Consider the following 17,450-nt stretch of genomic DNA (forward strand, 5'->3'; position numbering starts at 1 on the left):
ATATACGACTTCTCTATTTTTAAAGTCCCAGCTTCTGGTTCAACTCATCAATCGTTGCCGTCAGTTTCTCCTCCGACATACCGCCAATCATTCCTCCAATGGAACGGAGACCGTCGTATTTCTTCCACTGTACAACCGCATCAAACAGCTCAGTCAAGCCGCTGTCCATGCTGTCTGCAAACATGGCTCCCATCTGCTTAATCCGTTCCATACTAAGCTCCATAAGCTCTGAAGCTATTGGCGCCGTTTCCGGGATCGCCAGCAGCTCATAAAACTTCGTATTACGAGTAACTTTTTTAAATGGAATCGCTGTTGAAATCACGTTGATAGACACAGACAGTGGTGTATCCACGGATGAGCCACCGACCAAAACATCATATACGCCGGTTTCCGCGAACCAGTCCTGAATTTCTGTATTGTAGTAAGCGAAGGCGCGCTTATCGAGCGTAAAGCTCATCGTCTTGGATTCACCTGGCTCAAGATGAACTTTCTCGAAGCCTTTCAATTCCTTCACAGGCCGGACAGCCGTACTATCAAGTGGCTTCACATAGAGCTGTACCACTTCCTTGCCTGCACGATCCCCTGTATTACGAACCGTCACGGTAATCGTCACGGACTCTGTATCCTTTACTTGTTTCTTATCCATTAAAATGTTCTCGTAAGCAAATTGAGTGTAGCTAAGTCCATGTCCGAACGGGAACAACGGCTGCTCCTTCTTGGCTTCGTAGTATCGATATCCTACAAACAGCCCTTCTCCGTAATACACTTCACTTTTACCACCCGGAAAATTAAGATAGGCCGGAGTTTGCTCCAATGTAGCAGGGAAAGTCTCGGCCAGCTTGCCGCTCGGATTCACGACACCGAACAGTACATCAGCTGCTGCGGAGCCTGTTGCCTGACCAGCCAAATATCCTTCGAGCACGGCTTTCACATCAGACAGCCAAGGCATGGAGACTGGTGATCCATTGGAGAGTACAACAACCGTATTCGGCTGTACCGCTGAAACCCGCTTGATCAGCTCGATTTGCGAGTCCGGGATATGAAGATGCGTACGATCGACACCTTCAGATTCGAATGAATCCGGCAAGCCTGCAAAAATAACAGCAACCTCTGTCCCAACTGCAGCCTCTACAGCTTCTGCAATCAGGTCTTCATGAAGGGCATCACCCTTCAGGTTGTATCCTTCAGCGTAAGTCACCTTGCCCTGTGCCATCTCCACAATCGCATCATAAGCAGCATCCAGCTGCGTTGGGGCAATATGTGAGCTGCCGCCACCTTGATAGCGCGGATTTTTGGCAAAAGCACCAATAACAGCAACCGACTGCTGAGGCCCCAGAGGAAGCAGATTGTCTTCATTCTTCAACAAGACCATACATTCCGCTGCTGTACGGCGGGCCAGCTTGTGGTGCTCCTCTTGGTCGTAGGTGAAGCCCGGCTTCTTGTTATCAAAAGCTTTGAATATCACCGTCAGCAGCCGCTCTACTGTGTGGTCTAGCACCGATTCATCCAATTCACCAGATTTCACGGCTTCGACGATCATCCCATCATGCTCTGGTCCAACATAAGGCATCTCCAGCTCAAGTCCGGCCTTTAAGCTTTTGACCCGCTCGTTAATGGCCCCCCAGTCGGTCATAACCAGACCTTGGTGTCCCCATCTTTCTTTCAGCACATCGGTCAGCAAATCTTCGTTCTCCGAGCAGAACTCTCCGTTCACCAGATTGTACGCGCACATCACGGTCCAGGCATCCCCAGCTGTGATCGGTCCTTCAAAGCTGCGGAGGTAAATTTCGTTCAACGTTCTTTCATCCACAACGGCGTTAATGGAGTTACGGAGCGTCTCTTGGTTGTTGACTGCAAAATGTTTTACCGAAGTTCCAACGCCTTCACCCTGTACACCATATACGTGATGCGTTCCCATCTCCGAGGACAGGTACGGGTCCTCAGAGAAATATTCAAAGTTTCGTCCGCATAGCGGTGAACGCTTGATATTGACAGCCGGCCCGAGAATAATCTGCACATCCTCCGCTTGACACTCTTCGCCAAGCGCCTTGCCGACTTCCTGGATCAACTGTCGGTCCCATGAAGAGGCAAGCCCAGCGCCGCTCGGAAAGCAGGTGGATGGAACGGTTTTGCTGGACATGTCTGCGAGGTTTCCCTGTTTTCGCAAGCCATGCGGCCCATCCGTCATCGAGATCGACGGTATTCCCAGCCGTTCTACTGGTTTGGTCTGCCACATGTTCAGACCAGAACAAAGGCTTGCTTTCTCTTCCAGAGTCATCTGCGTAATGATTTCTTGTATATTTCGATTCATATTTGAACGTCCCCCTTACATATTTTGCATACTTGGTGTTGTGAGGTCAGCGGAAGTGCCCGATCCGCCTTCGGTTGCAACAGATTCCCCGACTTCAGGCAACGGTTTAATGGATATCATACCGAACACCATAAACACGGCGAGTGCGATATAGAAGAAGGTCCAGTCTCCGATGCCAATCATCGTGCCAGCGCCTAGCAGGAATGGCGCGATTGCAGGTACAATCGATTGCGGCAGCGCGTTCGCCACGTTCATAATGCCGAAGTCTTTAGCCGAATCTTCTTTCCGAGGCAGAATTCGCGCAACGAGTGCCATATCAACGGCAGAGAAACAACCGAAACCGAGACCAAGAACCGCTGAGGCGATTACAAATGCAGTGAAGTTAGGAACAAATGCAAAGACCAGTGTTGCCAGAATCATAATCAAAGCCGACAAATACAGGAACGGTTTTTGCTTACGGAACTTATCAGACAGCATTCCGCCAAATATACTCGTAACGGCCATCGCAATCATAGAGATAATGTTCACGGTTGCTACGCTGGCCGTTGCCTCGGCTTCCGTATAGCCCATCCGGTTAACCAGCATCATGGTGAAATAGAGAGTGCTGCAGTAACCCATCATCAGCAGAAACTTCGATACAACCGCCCAAGTGAAAGCCGGAAAACGGCGCGGACTAGGGTAGACCTTACTGAGTTTCTCGCCAAATGGGATCTTTTCTTTTTCCTTATGAACGACTTCCACTTTACCATCCTGAATCAGGAACAAGCTGAGAACCGGACCTACAACCCCAATCACAGCGAGCAAAATCCATTTCGTTACTGAAGAAGCATCCGTCATGATCGTCATCATAACCATACCGATCGCAATGGCAACCGGAAGAACCAAACCAAGCAGCCCGGATACCGTCCCTTGTTTCTCCTGTTTGACCTGATCGGGTATCAGTGCGGTATAAGCCGCCATCCCGAAATTGAAGAACAATTGTGCAATGGCCCAGCCTATAATAATGAGCCCTAACGAGGACGTCATACCAATTAACAGAAGAGCAGCACAGCCGATCAAAGGACCAATCAGAATCCATGTCCGCCGGCGGCCAAACGATATGTTCGTCCGGTCACTAATCGCACCGCCCAGAGGGTTGCCAATCAAGGCAAAGAATGCGCCAATACCAGCAACCAGACCATAAGAAGATGTATATCCGTTCGGGTCAATCTCAATCATCTTGAATGTCAGCAATAAGGATGCCGGTGTCATCAATGCCAGCATCATACAGCCGTAGCCTAGCATAATGCCGAAAGTCAATCTGCCTAAAGATGTTCGAACCTGCCCTTTCACCTTAGCCCCAGCCATTTATATCCCCCCTAATCATTATGAAAACGGTTACAATTGTATTATAAAAGAAACCGCCTTCTTCAAGACAGGCGGCTTCTTACAGACTTTTATGCTTATTTTTAATGTCTTTCTGTAAACGCTTTCCTCATTTCGATGTAGGGAGATTAAAAATCAACACAATTATCATAGACTGGCATCAGTTCAATGAACTCCACTCCATGCGGTTCGAGACTGGAATGAACGGTTAATGTCGCCTCATCCACCTTTACTTGTTGAACATGTCTGCGGGGACAGGAGCTCGCCTTTAGATATTGGATATCCTCCTGTGTTAGAGATTCCGGAGCCCCCATCGTTACCCAGGCATCATAGCTGCTACCTTGGCTGCGGCTGATCGTATGGGTAACCATCTTGTAATGACCATTTGGTAGATGGCGGAGGTCCATGTCAATTTTTAATGTCCGCTCATTCTTGAATCCATTATACCGATGAGTCTCATCAATAAATGAGATATCTCCCATAGCATACAGATCATCAAAATGACAATAATTATACGTCATGATCTGATACCCCCCGTTCCCAGCGGTAACGATGTAATCCTCTCCTTGATCGAGAACGGTATTGCCCAACTTGGATAACAACTCGTATGCGTACATCGCGGCTTTGGGAATCCCGTGCTGTGCAATCAATCCTAGTCCCCCATGAAACAATTGATGGGATGGAAAGGTTTCCTCGATATTGTCACTGAGCACCCAATAGCCGAAACCATGAATGGCATCCAGATTGTCGAGCAGATTTTTCACAATATAAGAAGCCTTAAACAAAGTATCGTTCGTAAGCTCGCGATGATATGCCGTCGAATTCCATTCCGTAAGATATATTTCGCAGTTTGGCAATCCTTCCTCTGCGAACAGCTTAAGCTCATCACCCAGCTTCTCCTTTAAAAAATCCGGGTTTGGAGATATTCCGTTAAATTGCTCAAGCAGTTGATAATACGCAGCCGCATCAAGCAGATGAATATGCTCTTTGTTCACCATCTCCTCAATACGTTCGTGCGGGTAGAAGTGAAGCGGAATAAAATCCGGCTGACAATCCTGTTTTCTGCAAAATTCGAGAAACTCCTTAACCATTACCTTGGAGTCCTCCGTCGTAATGATCCTTCCTGGAGCGCCGATCTGCAGGGATGACGATATATTTTTAACCGTCCGGTAGGTTCTTAAATACAGCTCCCTATACTCCACCTGTGATGCCGGCCAGAATATGTGCAACTCCGGCTCGTTCCAGAATTCAAACTTCCAGCTCTCCACTTCCGCTGCCCCATACCGATTCATGCAGTGACGGATAAATCGATCGACCAGCGCACACCACTTATCCATGGACTTGGGCGGACTGGTGTAACTGGCTCTATAGAATACCGATTTGTCCGTATCGGATGCTAAAGCGGAAGGCATAAATCCAAGCTCTACAAAAGGCTTCAGCCCAATAGACAGCAAAAAATCAAACAGCTGGTCCACAAACCGAAAATTATATCGGGGCTTCCCGGCTCCATCCTCATCGTAAACCATCATCCCGTCATCAAAAATACCGTGGAACCGTAAATAACGGAACGGGCTCTTCTGCTGCACATACTTCAGCTGCTGTTGTACATCTGCATGCAAGCCTTCCTTCGCTTTTCCGATGGTAATCAGATTCTTCCACGTATGCTGAACGGTTGTTCCTTGGATTGCAGTATCAATCTTATAAGCCCTAGTTTCCAAAGTCTGAACTTTCTCTACCTCCCTGGACTGGCTCCGCTCCAGAAACTGACGGATAATGCCAAGCGCGCTGGAATGATTAAAGTTCAGATAATGAGAGGAGATATCCTCATTCTTCTTCTGGATCATATCCGGACGGTACTGCTTGCGGTATTCATGAGGCGTCATATGGTAGCGGTTCTTAAAAGCGGTGTAAAACGACTTGGCATTCGGGAACCCATGATTCAAGGCAAGATCGGCGATCGGAATCTCGTCATAGTTAAGCAGATCCTCTACTGCATTTTTCAAACGGATACTGGTCAGATAGGATTGGAAATTCAGTCCGATATTTTCACTAAAAAATTTGGACAGATACGGAATCGAAAGAAATTCACGCTCTGCCAAAGTCTGTAGCGAAATTGGGTCTTTGTAGTGTTCATCAATATAAGTAATAATACGCAGCATTCGTTCCATATACTTCTCGTTCATCGCGCCGCTCGATCCGGTCGTCCGGAATTGCTTCAAAAGAATGGAGAATATGGCCAACATCCGAATCCCCATGTCCAGTTCATAAGCTTCCTCCTTCTTATTGTTCAGCTGCACCATTTCCGCGAGCAAATGGCGAATTTGATCAAGGGCTCCACGTTGTTCGGACCGTGCTGTACGGGATTCACATTTGAACAGAATATTCTCAATGCCCCTAATATTCTCTTTCAAATAGGACATGGGGATTAAAAATGTAGCGATAATGTTGTTATCCAGACCAATCACTTCATGAACATGACATTGATTGATCAGAAATACATCCCCTTCAGCCAAGGTGTGCCGCTGACTCCCTACCGTAACTTCCAGATTACCGTTCAATACAAAAATGATCTCCACACTGTTATGCCAATGGCTTGGCACAAAATTGACCCTGTGCAGTGATACATCAAAAGGTAATGTGTCCCCGGTCTCCACCAGTTCGTAGATGGATGTCTTCAATCTATTTCCCTCCTTTTCTTCATCGTGTTCAACATGCCAAATGCCACCTTAATATGATGAATTTCAGTACAATGCCCTAGCAATTATGTTAAAGTTAGATTGTGTTTGTTATATTTTGGAACGAAAAACACCCTATGTCCTTTGTCTAATCTTATAAGTATGTAGACCTACCATGCAAATATTTTGAGGCAACAGCGATCGTAAGAATAATCCGCATTCGTAGTGGTGCTCAGGCTAAGATTCGTTAGTTCAACTTTTACATACAGGAAAATACTTATGATAAACAAAATATAGACTTAAAAGGAGGTGAGTTTATGGATATGGGAATGTCCATGTTCGGATTATGGCCAACTTTGATGTTCATTCTAAACGGACTCTTCATGCTACTTGGATTGTATGCACTGTATCTCCTTATAAAACTTTTAATCCGGGCTATAACAGCAGTGGAACTCTACATAGATGAGAAAAGGAACCGGCGCTTTTAAGTCTTTTGGAAATCCAAGGTTGAACTCCATGAAAAGCATGTGATAAAGTCTAGACAATCAGAAATGAAAGGGTGACTAAAAAGCCAATGATCTACTAATCCTGTCCTAAGAAATTGAAAACACTTCGTAACGAAGTTTTTCGGGATAGGATTCGTGCGGGCTTTTTTATATATAATGGGTTGATGCTCAGAGCTTCTTAGCAGAAGCAGGTGTCTTCTTTATTCGTAAAAGCCTCCTATTCCGAATGTTCGGAGTGGGAGGCTTTTTTTGCAGCATTTTAACCCAATCAAACATGAGAGGATTGAACATTCATGACAGGACCAAATCCAAGAGAAGCATATCCGATCCCTGGAACCCAAAATGTACAGTTTATCAATAATACGATCACGAAACCGGGCATTATCGTTGGAGATTACTCCTACTACGATGCTTTAAACGGAGAATCCTTCGAGGAACAAGTGCTCTACCACTATGAGGCGCTCGGCACCAAACTCATTATCGGCAAATTTTGTTCTATTGCACCTGAGGCGCGATTCATCATGGGTGGGGGCAATCATCGGATGGATGGATCCACCTACCCGTTCAACCTGTTCGGACACGGATGGGAAGCACATACGCCTACCCTGGAGCAACTCCCGCTCAAAGGGGATACGGTGGTTGGCAATGATGTCTGGATTGGCAGACGAGCAACCATTATGCCGGGCGTACGTATTGGAGACGGCGCCATCATTGGCGCTGAAGCTGTGGTAGTGAAGGATGTTCCGTCTTACACGATTGTCGGCGGCAATCCAGCTAAGGAGATACGCAAGCGTTACGATCCGAATATCATTCAGGAACTGCTTGAAATCCGGTGGTGGGATGCTGATATTGAACTCATCAACTGGTTCATGGGTGCGATCGTGAGCGGAGATATGGAGATGCTTAGACAAATGAAGAACGAAGGCTTCTGATTGTGAAAACATGCCTTTCTCTTCCAACTTATTTATTACCGGCATTGGATATGGTAGATTAGAGTCCATAAAACTATTAGTTTCAGGAGATGGATTCCTCATGAACCTTATCCAGCCGCTGGATGATATACAATGGCAGACACTCATACAACATACAGCCGCCTACTTCAATGACCTGACTATGAAACGCGGATTTCAATATTACAAGCAGGGCCGGGTCTCTTCGCTGCAGCTGCACAAATCCGGTCATATCGAAGCTGTAGTGGAAGGAAGAGAAACTTATCACGTCGACCTTGTCCCGGATTCTTTCGATGACAGTCGCTGCTCTTGTCCGGTCAGAAAGAGCTGCAAGCACATGGCAGCCGTCCTGCTGAATGCTGCGGGCAAGCAGGGGCGATCCGTTCACGCACTCGCGAACGCCCATTCAACCAATCTCACCCGGTACGGGGAGATACCTTCCACAGAATACGGGGCGTCCCCGTATTCTGCCCACACCGCGAACAGACAAGCAGCCAGCTTAGCAAGCTTCAAGGATCAGGCCAGCCGGCTGTCCGAAATGCCTATCTCTGATTGGCATAAGCTGTTTGGGCAATGCATCGCAGCACTGGGGGTTAACACCTTAAACTCTCTGTACTCCAGAAATGCGCTGGAAGCTATTTTTCGCATCAAACCTGACTTGAGCGGAGTCATGGATATGTTGTTCGAGCTTCATGCCCGACTATTTGTGCTCGAAAGGCTGGTAAAACAGCCGCAGAGCCACAATACGGGCTCCGGTCTATTTATGGGCTATCACGTACAGATTGCTGCGGATGATACCCAGAAAGACATCGAGCAGCACTTCGCAGCCGGGCACTTCTCCATTCCAGTTGAAACAGAGCACTCACAGCGTGTGAGCGAAACGCTAGCTTATTTACGTGAAAAAATGCTGACTGAAGTCCGGAACCACTCCTTCTTCTCCCATATCTACAACCAGCTTTGGGTGTACGGTATTCATTCCAATGAACGGGATACACAACTATACTCCGAAGAGCTGAACCATCTGAAAACAGCTGAGGCGGAGCTCGGGAACGCCTATTCGCGGTCTGCGGGAATGCTTGCGCAAAGCTTGATGTACTTCTTTCTCTCCGAGGATGAAATGTCTTGGGAACTGCTTCGGTCCGCCGACAAAGGACTTTACATTCAGCCTGAGCAGCTGATCCATTTCCTTGATGTGCTCTCTCAAAATCAAGACTGGCCGCGCTTAACGGGGTGGCTTACCGAGATCGGCCCGCTGCTGGCCAGCTACCGAAATCACAATTTAAACAGCTATATGGCCTACTGGGATCAAGCGATACAGCAGATGCCGCAAGCAGAGCAGTCCCTGTGGGACACACTTGTGGACATGCTCCCATATTCCAAGGATATCTACCAGGAAACACTACTTGCCCATGGCAAATGGCAGCAATGGATGGATTTTCAGCTGAGCACTGGCAAGGAGCCGCTGGAGTTCCGTGTCAGCGTGCTGCAGCCGATCGAGAAACATGCACCGGAGCTGTTGCTGCCTTTTTTTCATCAGGCGGTAGAACGATACATTCTTCAGAAGAACAGAGCCAGCTATAAAGCAGCAGTTAAGCTGCTCAAGCGTTTGTCTAAACTATACAAAAAAATGAAGCAGGAAGACCGCTGGGAAGCATTCATCACCGCCTTTGCCGGACGGCATAGCCGGCTTCGCGCACTCCAGGAGGAGCTTCGGAGAGGAAAACTGATATCATGAGCCATCATACCGAAACCATCACCGTCCAGATTACGTTAAGCGCCTATGGAGATGCACTCATATACGGTTCCACCCTAATGCAGAGCTACCTGTCCGGACAATATCTGAAGCAGCGTTTGTTTGCCTGGCATGAAGAATCTTTTTACGGAACAGAGCTAGAAGTACAGCAAATTCAAGATGTTGAGCTGGTTCTTCTGCCCGCGGAACAGGTCATCCCTTTCTTTGCAGAGATGAAACTGCTGAATCATATTGAGTGGGTGTGGGGCGAGGAAAGCGCGCCATTCGTCCAGCTCGCCCCAATACTTTATGAGTGTATTAAGAAAAGAGCATTTATCCCGAGCTTTGCAGCTTATCAAGACGGAAAGCTGCAATGGACCTGGGATCCGGAGTCTATCGATCCGGAAGGCCGGGGAATCCTGTCACAGCTGGGGGAAGATCCTTTGCTTGGCGAAGGATTGGGCGCCGCCTTCTCGGCTTCCGTCTTTCAACGGTGTTACGGGACAGAAGCCGAGGCTGCCGATTTACGCCGAGAATACCCGCTTCTCTTCACTAAAGACCGTTCCGCCGCAGCCGGGATGGACGCACAGTCCTGGCTCATTGCCATTGGCTGGAAAGCAGACACGGCTCCTTTTCGCCCGCTTCTCCAGCTACTGGAGCCGGACGAAGAAGAAACGGCTTGGCGGCTGAAGCTTGTCCTTCAGGACAAGCAAGACCCCGCGCTGCTCTGCCCGGTCCGGCTTGCGGAGGACGGCGAAGCTTCCGGCTCATGGCCGGAGCACTGGACGCCGCATATACACGATCGTTCCACGGCTTGGCTGGAACGTCTCCGTGCCGCGCTTCCAGCGAAGATGCTGGCGAACGGCGGACAGGATATGATCGGCACCGAGCTGTCCGATGAGGCAGCGTGGCAGTTCCTGACGGTAGACAGCAACCGTCTGCTGCAGACCGGCTGGCAAGTGCTGCTTCCAGCATGGTGGGAAGCAGCCACCCGAAAGCGCCCGAAGCTGCGGGCGAAGGTCCACTCTGGTGAAGGTAGCGAGCGCAGCACCGGAAGTTCACTATTCGGGCTGGATTCACTTGTGAACTTCGATTGGCGCATCGCCATTGGTGATACCAGCCTCACGGAAGCCGAGTTCGCCGACCTTGTCGCACGGAACGAAAGATTAGTCCGTTTCCGCGGACAATGGATCGCACTCGACCCCGCGCTGGTGGCGAAAATCCGCCAAGCCATGGCAGGAATGGATTCCTCGCAGGGCTTATCTTTTCAAGATATCCTACACCTCCACCTGCTGGGAAGTGAGGATACACTGGAGAACAACGACGAGGAACCTGAAGAAAAAGGTCCTGAACGCATCCGGCTTGAGGTTGAGCTGAATGAGCATCTACTGGGACTGATCAGCCAACTAAAACGGCAGAGTGAGTGGCCGGAACTGCCTATCCCGGTTGGTCTAAAGGCTGAACTTCGGACTTACCAGCGTGAAGGGTATGCTTGGCTTGCCTTTTTGCGGCGTTTTGGGCTTGGCGCCTGTCTCGCCGATGATATGGGTCTCGGCAAAACCGTACAATTCATCACGTACTTGCTCCACGTCAAAGAAACGACCTCCGGGGAGAAGGACAGGCTCACTTCTCTACTAATCTGCCCTACTTCCGTTCTGGGCAACTGGCAGAAAGAATTGAGCCGGTTCGCTCCGTCCATCCGGGTTATGCTTCATTACGGAAGCAAACGGTATAGCAGTGAGGAATTCCATGAGGAAGCGAGCCAGGCCGACATTGTCCTGACCTCTTATGCAACAGCTACCCTGGATCAGGAGCTGCTTAAAGATTATAAATGGGAAACCATCTGTCTCGATGAAGCTCAAAATATAAAAAATGCCCAGACAAAGCAGTCGGCTGCGGTCCGCAGCTTTCCTGCGAAACACCGCATTGCGCTGACCGGTACGCCGATTGAAAACCGCCTGTCAGAGCTCTGGTCGATCTATGATTTTATCAATCCGGGGTATCTAGGCAATCTGCGGGCTTTTACCAACCGCTTCATTCAAGCGATTGAGAAGGATCACGACGAACAGAAAACTGCCGATCTGCAAAAGCTCGTTAAACCGTTCATGCTCCGCCGCAAGAAAAAAGATCCGGCCATCCAGTTGGATCTACCGGATAAGAACGAGATGAAAACATACATTCATCTCACCACCGAGCAGGGTGCGCTTTACGATCAGAGTGTGAACCAGCTCATGGAGCGTATGCAGAAGCTGGAGGGTATTGAGCGCAAAGGTGCTATTCTATCGGCACTCACCCAGCTGAAACAGCTGTGCGATCACCCGCAGCTGCTGACCAAAGAAGCTCTGCCGGAAATAACGGGGGCCTCAGGCCGTAAATTGGATACAGAGACGCTCATTAACCGTTCTTCCAAGCTTGAACGCCTTTTATCCATGGTCAAAGAGCTTCGGGAAGAAGACGAACGTTGCCTGATCTTTACACAGTACATTGGCATGGGCGAGATGCTGCAGCAGGTGCTTCAACAAGAGCTGGACGAACCGGTGCTCTATCTTAATGGCAGCACCTCAAAGACGGCACGTGACCGTATGACTGACCAGTTCCAGTCGCGGACGCTACCGGCGAAGGAACAGCCCAGCGTATTCATCCTTTCAATTAAGGCAGGAGGCGTCGGCCTGAATCTGACCGCAGCCAATCACGTCTTCCACTTCGATCGCTGGTGGAACCCGGCTGTCGAAAACCAGGCCACCGACCGGGCATACCGCATGGGCCAGACGAAGGATGTACAGGTTCACAAGTTCATCTCCATGGGCACGCTGGAGGAACGGATTGATGAGATGCTGGAAAGCAAGCAGCAGCTCAGCGATAACGTCATCTCCAGCAGCGAAGGCTGGATAACCGAGCTGTCGACCGATGAGCTGAAGGATCTGTTCACCTTGCGACGGGATTGGGCGTAGGTTAAGACTTCTCTTCCATCAACTGCCGCATCTTGGCTTCCGTATTCGTGTCCGGAGCTGGTGTATATATACTGCAGCGTAAATCATCATTACCATATACATGCAAAGACGTAAGCTCAAACAACATCTTTCCGGCTTTGGCATGTCTGAATTCAAGATGTACTTCCGGTGCGTAACTCACCTGGCTTTGCTCCCACATCCGGGTGAAGCCGGGATGATCTCTCTTCATTTCTTCAAGAAATGATTCGTACCACTTATCTTCCACATATTGTCCGTAATACGAACGAAACATCGCCAGAAACCCGCTGGCAAACTGATCCCAGTTAACCGCCAAACGCTTAAATTCCCTACGGGTGAACAGCAGGCGAATCATATTTCGTTCTTCCAGAGGAATGCGTTCAAAGTCCAGAAATACATGGGCCGCGGCATTATTCCACCCAACAATGTTACACATACGATCGGAAATAATCGCCGGACAGCAGTGGAGTTCTCTAATAATTTTATGCAGGGAGGGGCTGATATGGGCCGCTTCCTGTTTGAGCGGATAGGTGCTTGTACCCGTCTCGAAGGCTAGTGAGAACAAATACTTCCGTTCATCAGCAGTTAGTTGCAGCGCGTTAGCTACACAATCAAGGACAGATGATGAAACCTGGATATCACGTCCTTGTTCCAACCAGGTGTACCACGTTGTGCTAACGCCTGCCAACTGTGCTACTTCCTCTCTTCGCAGTCCTGGCGTTCTTCTTCGAGTTCCTGCTGGCAAGCCGACAGACTCCGGGGAGATCTTGGCGCGTTGAGATTTTAAAAATGCGGACAGTGCTTGAAGTCTGGCCTGTGAATTCATCGTACCCTTCCTCTCATACCGTTTTAGGATGGCAGTAATTATACTAGGATAAACGATATCTTGTAATAGGATAACATACATGACATCATAACCTTACGAATGACAAGTTATATATTCTAAGGAGGTTCATCCTATGGAAAGAGTCGTCATTACCGGTATGGGTGTGATTTCACCGTTAGGTAACGATGTAGAATCATTCTGGTCCCGATTGATTCACGGCCAGTCCGGTATTTCACATATAGAATCATTTGACACAACGAAACAAAAGGTAAAGATAGCGGGGATCGTTCGGGATTTTGATCCGATTGAACGCTTTGGTGTAAAAGAAGCAAGGCGCATGGACCGTTTCTGCCAGTTCGCCTTAGCAGCGGCAGAACAAGCCTTCAACAGCTCCGGTCTCCAGCTTGAGGACATCAATCGGGAGCGCATGGGCGTATATATCGGCTCCGGCATCGGAGGCATCCAGACCTTAATGAATCAAAGTGCGGCTCTCGCATCACGTGGACCTGAACGAATCAGCCCCACACTCGTTCCGATGATGATTCCTAATATGGCAGCCGCAATGGTCAGCATTAAATATGGCGCACTGGGTTCCTCATTATCACCGGTAACGGCTTGTTCTATCGGGAATACAGCGATAGGTGAAGCCCTCTTTAATATACAGGCGGGAAGGTCTGACATCATATTTGCGGGAGGAACAGAAGCTGCACTGACCGACATTTCACTCGCAAGCTTCTCCAATGCCACGGCGCTATCCACGCGAAACGATCAGCCAGAATACGCAAGCCGTCCGTTCGATGCTGGCCGGGACGGGTTTGTAATGGCAGAGGGTGCTGGTATTGTCATTTTGGAGTCCCTGACGCATGCACTGCAAAGAAATGCCCAAATCCTCGGTGAGGTTATTGGTTATGGGGCCGGCTCAGATGCCTACCATATGGTCGCAACTCCAGCAGACGGTCACGGGGCTGCCAGGGCAATGAAGTCGGCACTTGCAGAGGCCAAAATCTCTCCAGATGAAATCGATGTGATAAGTGCTCATGCGACGAGTACTATAATCGGGGACCGTTCGGAAACAGCAGCGATCAAACATGTATTTGGACCGGAGTCATACCGTATTTCCGTAACAGCTAACAAATCAATGACCGGTCATATGCTGGGTGCCTCTGGAGGCATAGAGGCGATTGCTCTTGTTAAATCTTTGCAGGAGGGTATCATTCCCCCTACGATCAATCTGGATACACCCGATCCGGAATGTGATCTGGACTATGTCCCGAATCAAGCTAGAAAAGCCGATCTAAATATTGGAATCTCCAATTCCTTTGGCTTCGGAGGACATAATTCAGCTATAATTATCAAGAAGTTTGCGTTGTAAGTATAAGCTTGGCTACAACAAATTCTGGGGCCCCATTTGGGGGCCTTTTCTCGTTATCTAATATTTTTAAAAATTTTTCACATCATTCAAACTTTTTCAAACCCCCGCACGTCTTGCCTGTGAAAGTTCAATTGCAATTGATCGCTGGCGCGCGCAGCAAAGGAGTGTCATATACCCATGAGAGGCCGGAAACTGGAAAAGCTTCTTATGGATTGTGTTACAGAAAATCAGGAAAGCATCTACAGGCTGGCCTACAGCTATGTAAAAAACAAAGAGGATGCACTCGATATCGTACAGGACGCAATTCATAAAGCATTTCTATCCATTGATAAACTGCAAAATAAGGGTTCAATCAAGAGCTGGTTCTACAGAATTGTCGTAACAACCTCCCTTGATTTTTTAAGAAAACATAAAAATATGCATGTCATGGAGGATGAAATTTTAGAGTCTTTCATCCCCGGTCAAAATGATACTTATCCCAATCTGGATTTGGCCGAATCCGTGAATGATCTGCCTGAGAAATACCGGACGGTTATCATTCTCCGATTTTTTGAAGATATGAAAATAGAGGATATTGCAGAAGTGATTCAGGAGAACGCCAGTACTGTGAAAACGAGATTGTATCAGGCGCTGAAACGGCTGCGAATAAGTCTGGAAGAAGAACAACTAAAGGAGGTGCATCCCGTTGAATGACAGATTAAACAACATGAAAAAAAAATACGAGTCCGTTCCCATCCCTGAAGAATTGGATTTGGTCGTCAAAAGGGCGATCAAGCAAAGGAAGAATCGGCGTATCAAGCTTCAATCATTAGCTGGGGGTGCAGCCGCCTCCATTCTATTATTTGCCGGAGTGAATACGAGCCCTACGTTTGCTGCAGCGATCTCGGATATACCAGTGCTCGGCAATCTTGTTAAAGTAATCACGATCAGTGAGTACACCCAAAAAGATGATTCGTCCGAGACAAACATCAAAACACCGGCTATTACCAATCTGGACAATCCGCAACTTGAAGAGGCGCTGAACAGCAAATATGCCGAAGGGAACAAAAAGCTCTATGAATCTTTCAGAGACGAAGTCGAGGAACTAGAAAAGAAAGGGAAAGCCAATATGAGCCTCGACAGTGGCTATGAGATTGTAACGGATACCGATCGACTACTTACCTTGTCGCGTTATGTCACGACGACCGCGGCTTCTGCCGCAGAGACAAGAACCTACGACACGATCGACAAGCAGGAAAGCATCGTTATTACCCTGCCAAGCCTATTTAAAGATGATTCATACATCCAGGTGATCAGTGATCAAATCAAACAACAGATGAAACAACAAATGCAGGAGGACCAAGACAAGATCTATTGGATAGAATCGGCGGAAGATGATGATGTTATGACTCCTTTTGAAAGCATCTCAAAAGATCAGAACTTCTATATTAACGCTGACGGCAAGCTGGTCATTTCCTTCAATGAATACGATGTTGCTCCCGGGTATATGGGTGTAGTGGAGTTCGTCATTCCGACAGAAGCGCTCTCCGGTATTCTCGTTAGCCACGAATATATTAAATAATCCAATCCAAAAATCATTAGGAGGTTTTTATCATGAAAATATACACATCTTCCTCACCACTCAAGAAAAAATTGGCTTATGCCAGCATGGCTGGTGTCATTCTGCTCAGCGGTTCCTTCGCTATGATGACAGAGGTTCATGCCCTTTCGGCCGCTAAACCTCAGGCCACAGCTGTTCAGGTTCAAAAGTCACTCGTAACCTTCAAAACGTTAAAGTCGAGCGAACCTGCACTTGAAGCAAACATCCGTATCCCTGTGTTTCAGGGATTAAAAGATACCAAATACCAAGACCAGCTGAATGATATTATTGAATCCCACGCTTCCAAGGATCTGACCAACATGGAGAAAGAATCCAAGGAAATGGCGATTAAAGCAAAAAAAGAGAACTTTACTATGCATCCTTACACGCTGAACATCAGTTATGAACTTACAGCAGACGGTAAGGGCACACTGCCAAACCTGATCTCCCTGAAAGTGATCACCGAAGTCACAACCGGCAACTCACCGGCTCAGCGTGTGGATACGTACAACTTCATGGACAAAAAAGAAGCAACTCGCGTAACTCTTGAAGACTTGTTCGGCAGCAACTACAAACAGATGATCGACTCCAAGATTAAATCGGATATTGCAGCCAATGCCGAGGAATATTTTGCTGGTAAAGATGGATTCCAGGGTATAGATTCTGAGCAATCCTTTTACGTAACTGGCGGAAAAGCCGTTGTTGTATTCCAGGAGTACAGCATCGCTCCAGGGGTCACCGGAACGCCTGAATTCACATTTGAGCTTACAGATACTACAAACCCTGTAAAGACAGTAATTGATCCCAAATCCACGTTTAAGGCGAAAAATGGCACAGTTATGATCCCGCTCGCGGATGTTGTGCGCAGTCTGCAATTCGACGTGAAATGGAACAAAAAAACGAAAACCGCTGATATTAGCAAGGGAGCGATTTGGACGTCGGTAACGGTTGGCAAGGATGCATACTCCTTTGGCAAAAAGGCTCCTCAAAAGCTTGGCACTTCCCCTGTTATGAAAAAAGGTCACGTATATGTTCCACTGAATTTCCTGACAGATATTCTTCATGCGGAAACCGCAAAAGGTGCGAACGGAGAAATTGAAGTTACCCTGAAATAATCCATTAATGATCACTTCATAACGCAAAGATAAAAGCAAAACCAAGCCCT

General features: G+C 48.0%; 12 protein-coding genes. 8 read left to right on the forward strand and 4 right to left on the reverse strand.

The window, feature by feature from the left end; genetic code table 11:
* Positions 1–19 precede the first annotated feature (19 nt).
* The 3 genes from AC2TF5_RS25890 to AC2TF5_RS25900 all read right to left on the reverse strand — a co-directional run bounded on the left by AC2TF5_RS25890 (position 20) and on the right by AC2TF5_RS25900 (position 6,354).
* Entirely contained in the window at positions 20–2,311 is a 2,292-nt protein-coding gene (locus AC2TF5_RS25890; RefSeq protein ID WP_491299944.1) for a glycoside hydrolase family 3 C-terminal domain-containing protein, read from the reverse strand.
* 15 nt (positions 2,312–2,326) lie between these two features.
* The gene (locus AC2TF5_RS25895) at positions 2,327–3,658 is read right to left on the reverse strand and encodes an MFS transporter (RefSeq protein ID WP_491299945.1); all 1,332 of its coding nucleotides are present in this window, start codon (positions 3,656–3,658) and stop codon (positions 2,327–2,329) included.
* A 146-nt stretch (positions 3,659–3,804) separates the two neighbouring features.
* Positions 3,805–6,354 (reverse strand): GH39 family glycosyl hydrolase, encoded by a 2,550-nt coding sequence (locus AC2TF5_RS25900; RefSeq protein WP_491299946.1) that lies wholly within the window; start codon positions 6,352–6,354, stop codon positions 3,805–3,807.
* Positions 6,355–6,668: 314 nt separating this feature from the next.
* Between AC2TF5_RS25900 and AC2TF5_RS25905 the strand changes: the two genes are divergently transcribed.
* The 4 genes from AC2TF5_RS25905 (at position 6,669) to AC2TF5_RS25920 (ending at position 12,490) form a co-directional block, all read left to right on the forward strand.
* On the forward strand, positions 6,669–6,839 hold the full coding sequence (locus tag AC2TF5_RS25905; RefSeq protein WP_491299947.1) for a hypothetical protein: 171 nt from the start codon (positions 6,669–6,671) through the stop codon (positions 6,837–6,839).
* Between the two features lie 311 nt (positions 6,840–7,150).
* Entirely contained in the window at positions 7,151–7,789 is a 639-nt protein-coding gene (gene vat(I) / locus AC2TF5_RS25910; protein ID WP_491299948.1) for a streptogramin A O-acetyltransferase Vat(I), read from the forward strand.
* 100 nt (positions 7,790–7,889) lie between these two features.
* Complete coding sequence (locus AC2TF5_RS25915) at positions 7,890–9,542, forward strand: SWIM zinc finger family protein (protein ID WP_491299949.1); 1,653 nt, start codon at positions 7,890–7,892, stop codon at positions 9,540–9,542.
* Entirely contained in the window at positions 9,539–12,490 is a 2,952-nt protein-coding gene (locus AC2TF5_RS25920; RefSeq protein WP_491299950.1) for a DEAD/DEAH box helicase, read from the forward strand. The genes AC2TF5_RS25915 and AC2TF5_RS25920 overlap by 4 nt, the downstream gene beginning before the upstream one ends.
* A gap of 1 nt (position 12,491) precedes the next feature.
* Here AC2TF5_RS25920 and AC2TF5_RS25925 read toward each other — a convergent pair whose 3' ends face one another.
* The gene (locus tag AC2TF5_RS25925) at positions 12,492–13,334 is read right to left on the reverse strand and encodes a helix-turn-helix transcriptional regulator (protein ID WP_491299951.1); all 843 of its coding nucleotides are present in this window, start codon (positions 13,332–13,334) and stop codon (positions 12,492–12,494) included.
* A 133-nt stretch (positions 13,335–13,467) separates the two neighbouring features.
* On the opposite strand from AC2TF5_RS25925, the gene fabF reads away from it, so the two are divergent.
* From fabF to AC2TF5_RS25945, 4 genes are all read left to right on the forward strand, one after another.
* The gene (gene fabF / locus AC2TF5_RS25930) at positions 13,468–14,706 is read left to right on the forward strand and encodes a beta-ketoacyl-ACP synthase II (RefSeq protein WP_491299952.1); all 1,239 of its coding nucleotides are present in this window, start codon (positions 13,468–13,470) and stop codon (positions 14,704–14,706) included.
* A 177-nt stretch (positions 14,707–14,883) separates the two neighbouring features.
* Positions 14,884–15,399, forward strand: coding sequence for an RNA polymerase sigma factor SigV (sigV, locus tag AC2TF5_RS25935; protein ID WP_491299953.1), 516 nt, complete (start codon positions 14,884–14,886; stop codon positions 15,397–15,399).
* Entirely contained in the window at positions 15,392–16,267 is an 876-nt protein-coding gene (rsiV, locus tag AC2TF5_RS25940; RefSeq protein WP_491299954.1) for an anti-sigma-V factor RsiV, read from the forward strand. The genes sigV and rsiV overlap by 8 nt, the downstream gene beginning before the upstream one ends.
* A 32-nt stretch (positions 16,268–16,299) precedes the next feature.
* Positions 16,300–17,400, forward strand: a complete 1,101-nt coding sequence (locus tag AC2TF5_RS25945) for a stalk domain-containing protein (RefSeq protein WP_491299955.1) — start codon at positions 16,300–16,302, stop codon at positions 17,398–17,400.
* The last annotated feature ends 50 nt before the right edge of the window (positions 17,401–17,450 follow it).

This window comes from Paenibacillus sp. JNUCC 34 (genome assembly GCF_058269055.1).

What these genes read in the sequence shown, in the direction of transcription:
- AC2TF5_RS25945 (WP_491299955.1), top strand. Translation starts at nt 16,300, where the DNA reads ATGAAAATATACACATCTTCCTCACCACTCAAGAAAAAATTGGCTTAT.
- sigV (WP_491299953.1), top strand. Translation starts at nt 14,884, where the DNA reads ATGAGAGGCCGGAAACTGGAAAAGCTTCTTATGGATTGTGTTACAGAA.
- fabF (WP_491299952.1), top strand. Translation starts at nt 13,468, where the DNA reads ATGGAAAGAGTCGTCATTACCGGTATGGGTGTGATTTCACCGTTAGGT.
- AC2TF5_RS25905 (WP_491299947.1), top strand. Translation starts at nt 6,669, where the DNA reads ATGGATATGGGAATGTCCATGTTCGGATTATGGCCAACTTTGATGTTC.
- AC2TF5_RS25915 (WP_491299949.1), top strand. Translation starts at nt 7,890, where the DNA reads ATGAACCTTATCCAGCCGCTGGATGATATACAATGGCAGACACTCATA.
- AC2TF5_RS25925 (WP_491299951.1), bottom strand. Translation starts at nt 13,334, where the DNA reads ATGAATTCACAGGCCAGACTTCAAGCACTGTCCGCATTTTTAAAATCT.
- AC2TF5_RS25890 (WP_491299944.1), bottom strand. Translation starts at nt 2,311, where the DNA reads ATGAATCGAAATATACAAGAAATCATTACGCAGATGACTCTGGAAGAG.
- AC2TF5_RS25920 (WP_491299950.1), top strand. Translation starts at nt 9,539, where the DNA reads ATGAGCCATCATACCGAAACCATCACCGTCCAGATTACGTTAAGCGCC.
- AC2TF5_RS25895 (WP_491299945.1), bottom strand. Translation starts at nt 3,658, where the DNA reads ATGGCTGGGGCTAAGGTGAAAGGGCAGGTTCGAACATCTTTAGGCAGA.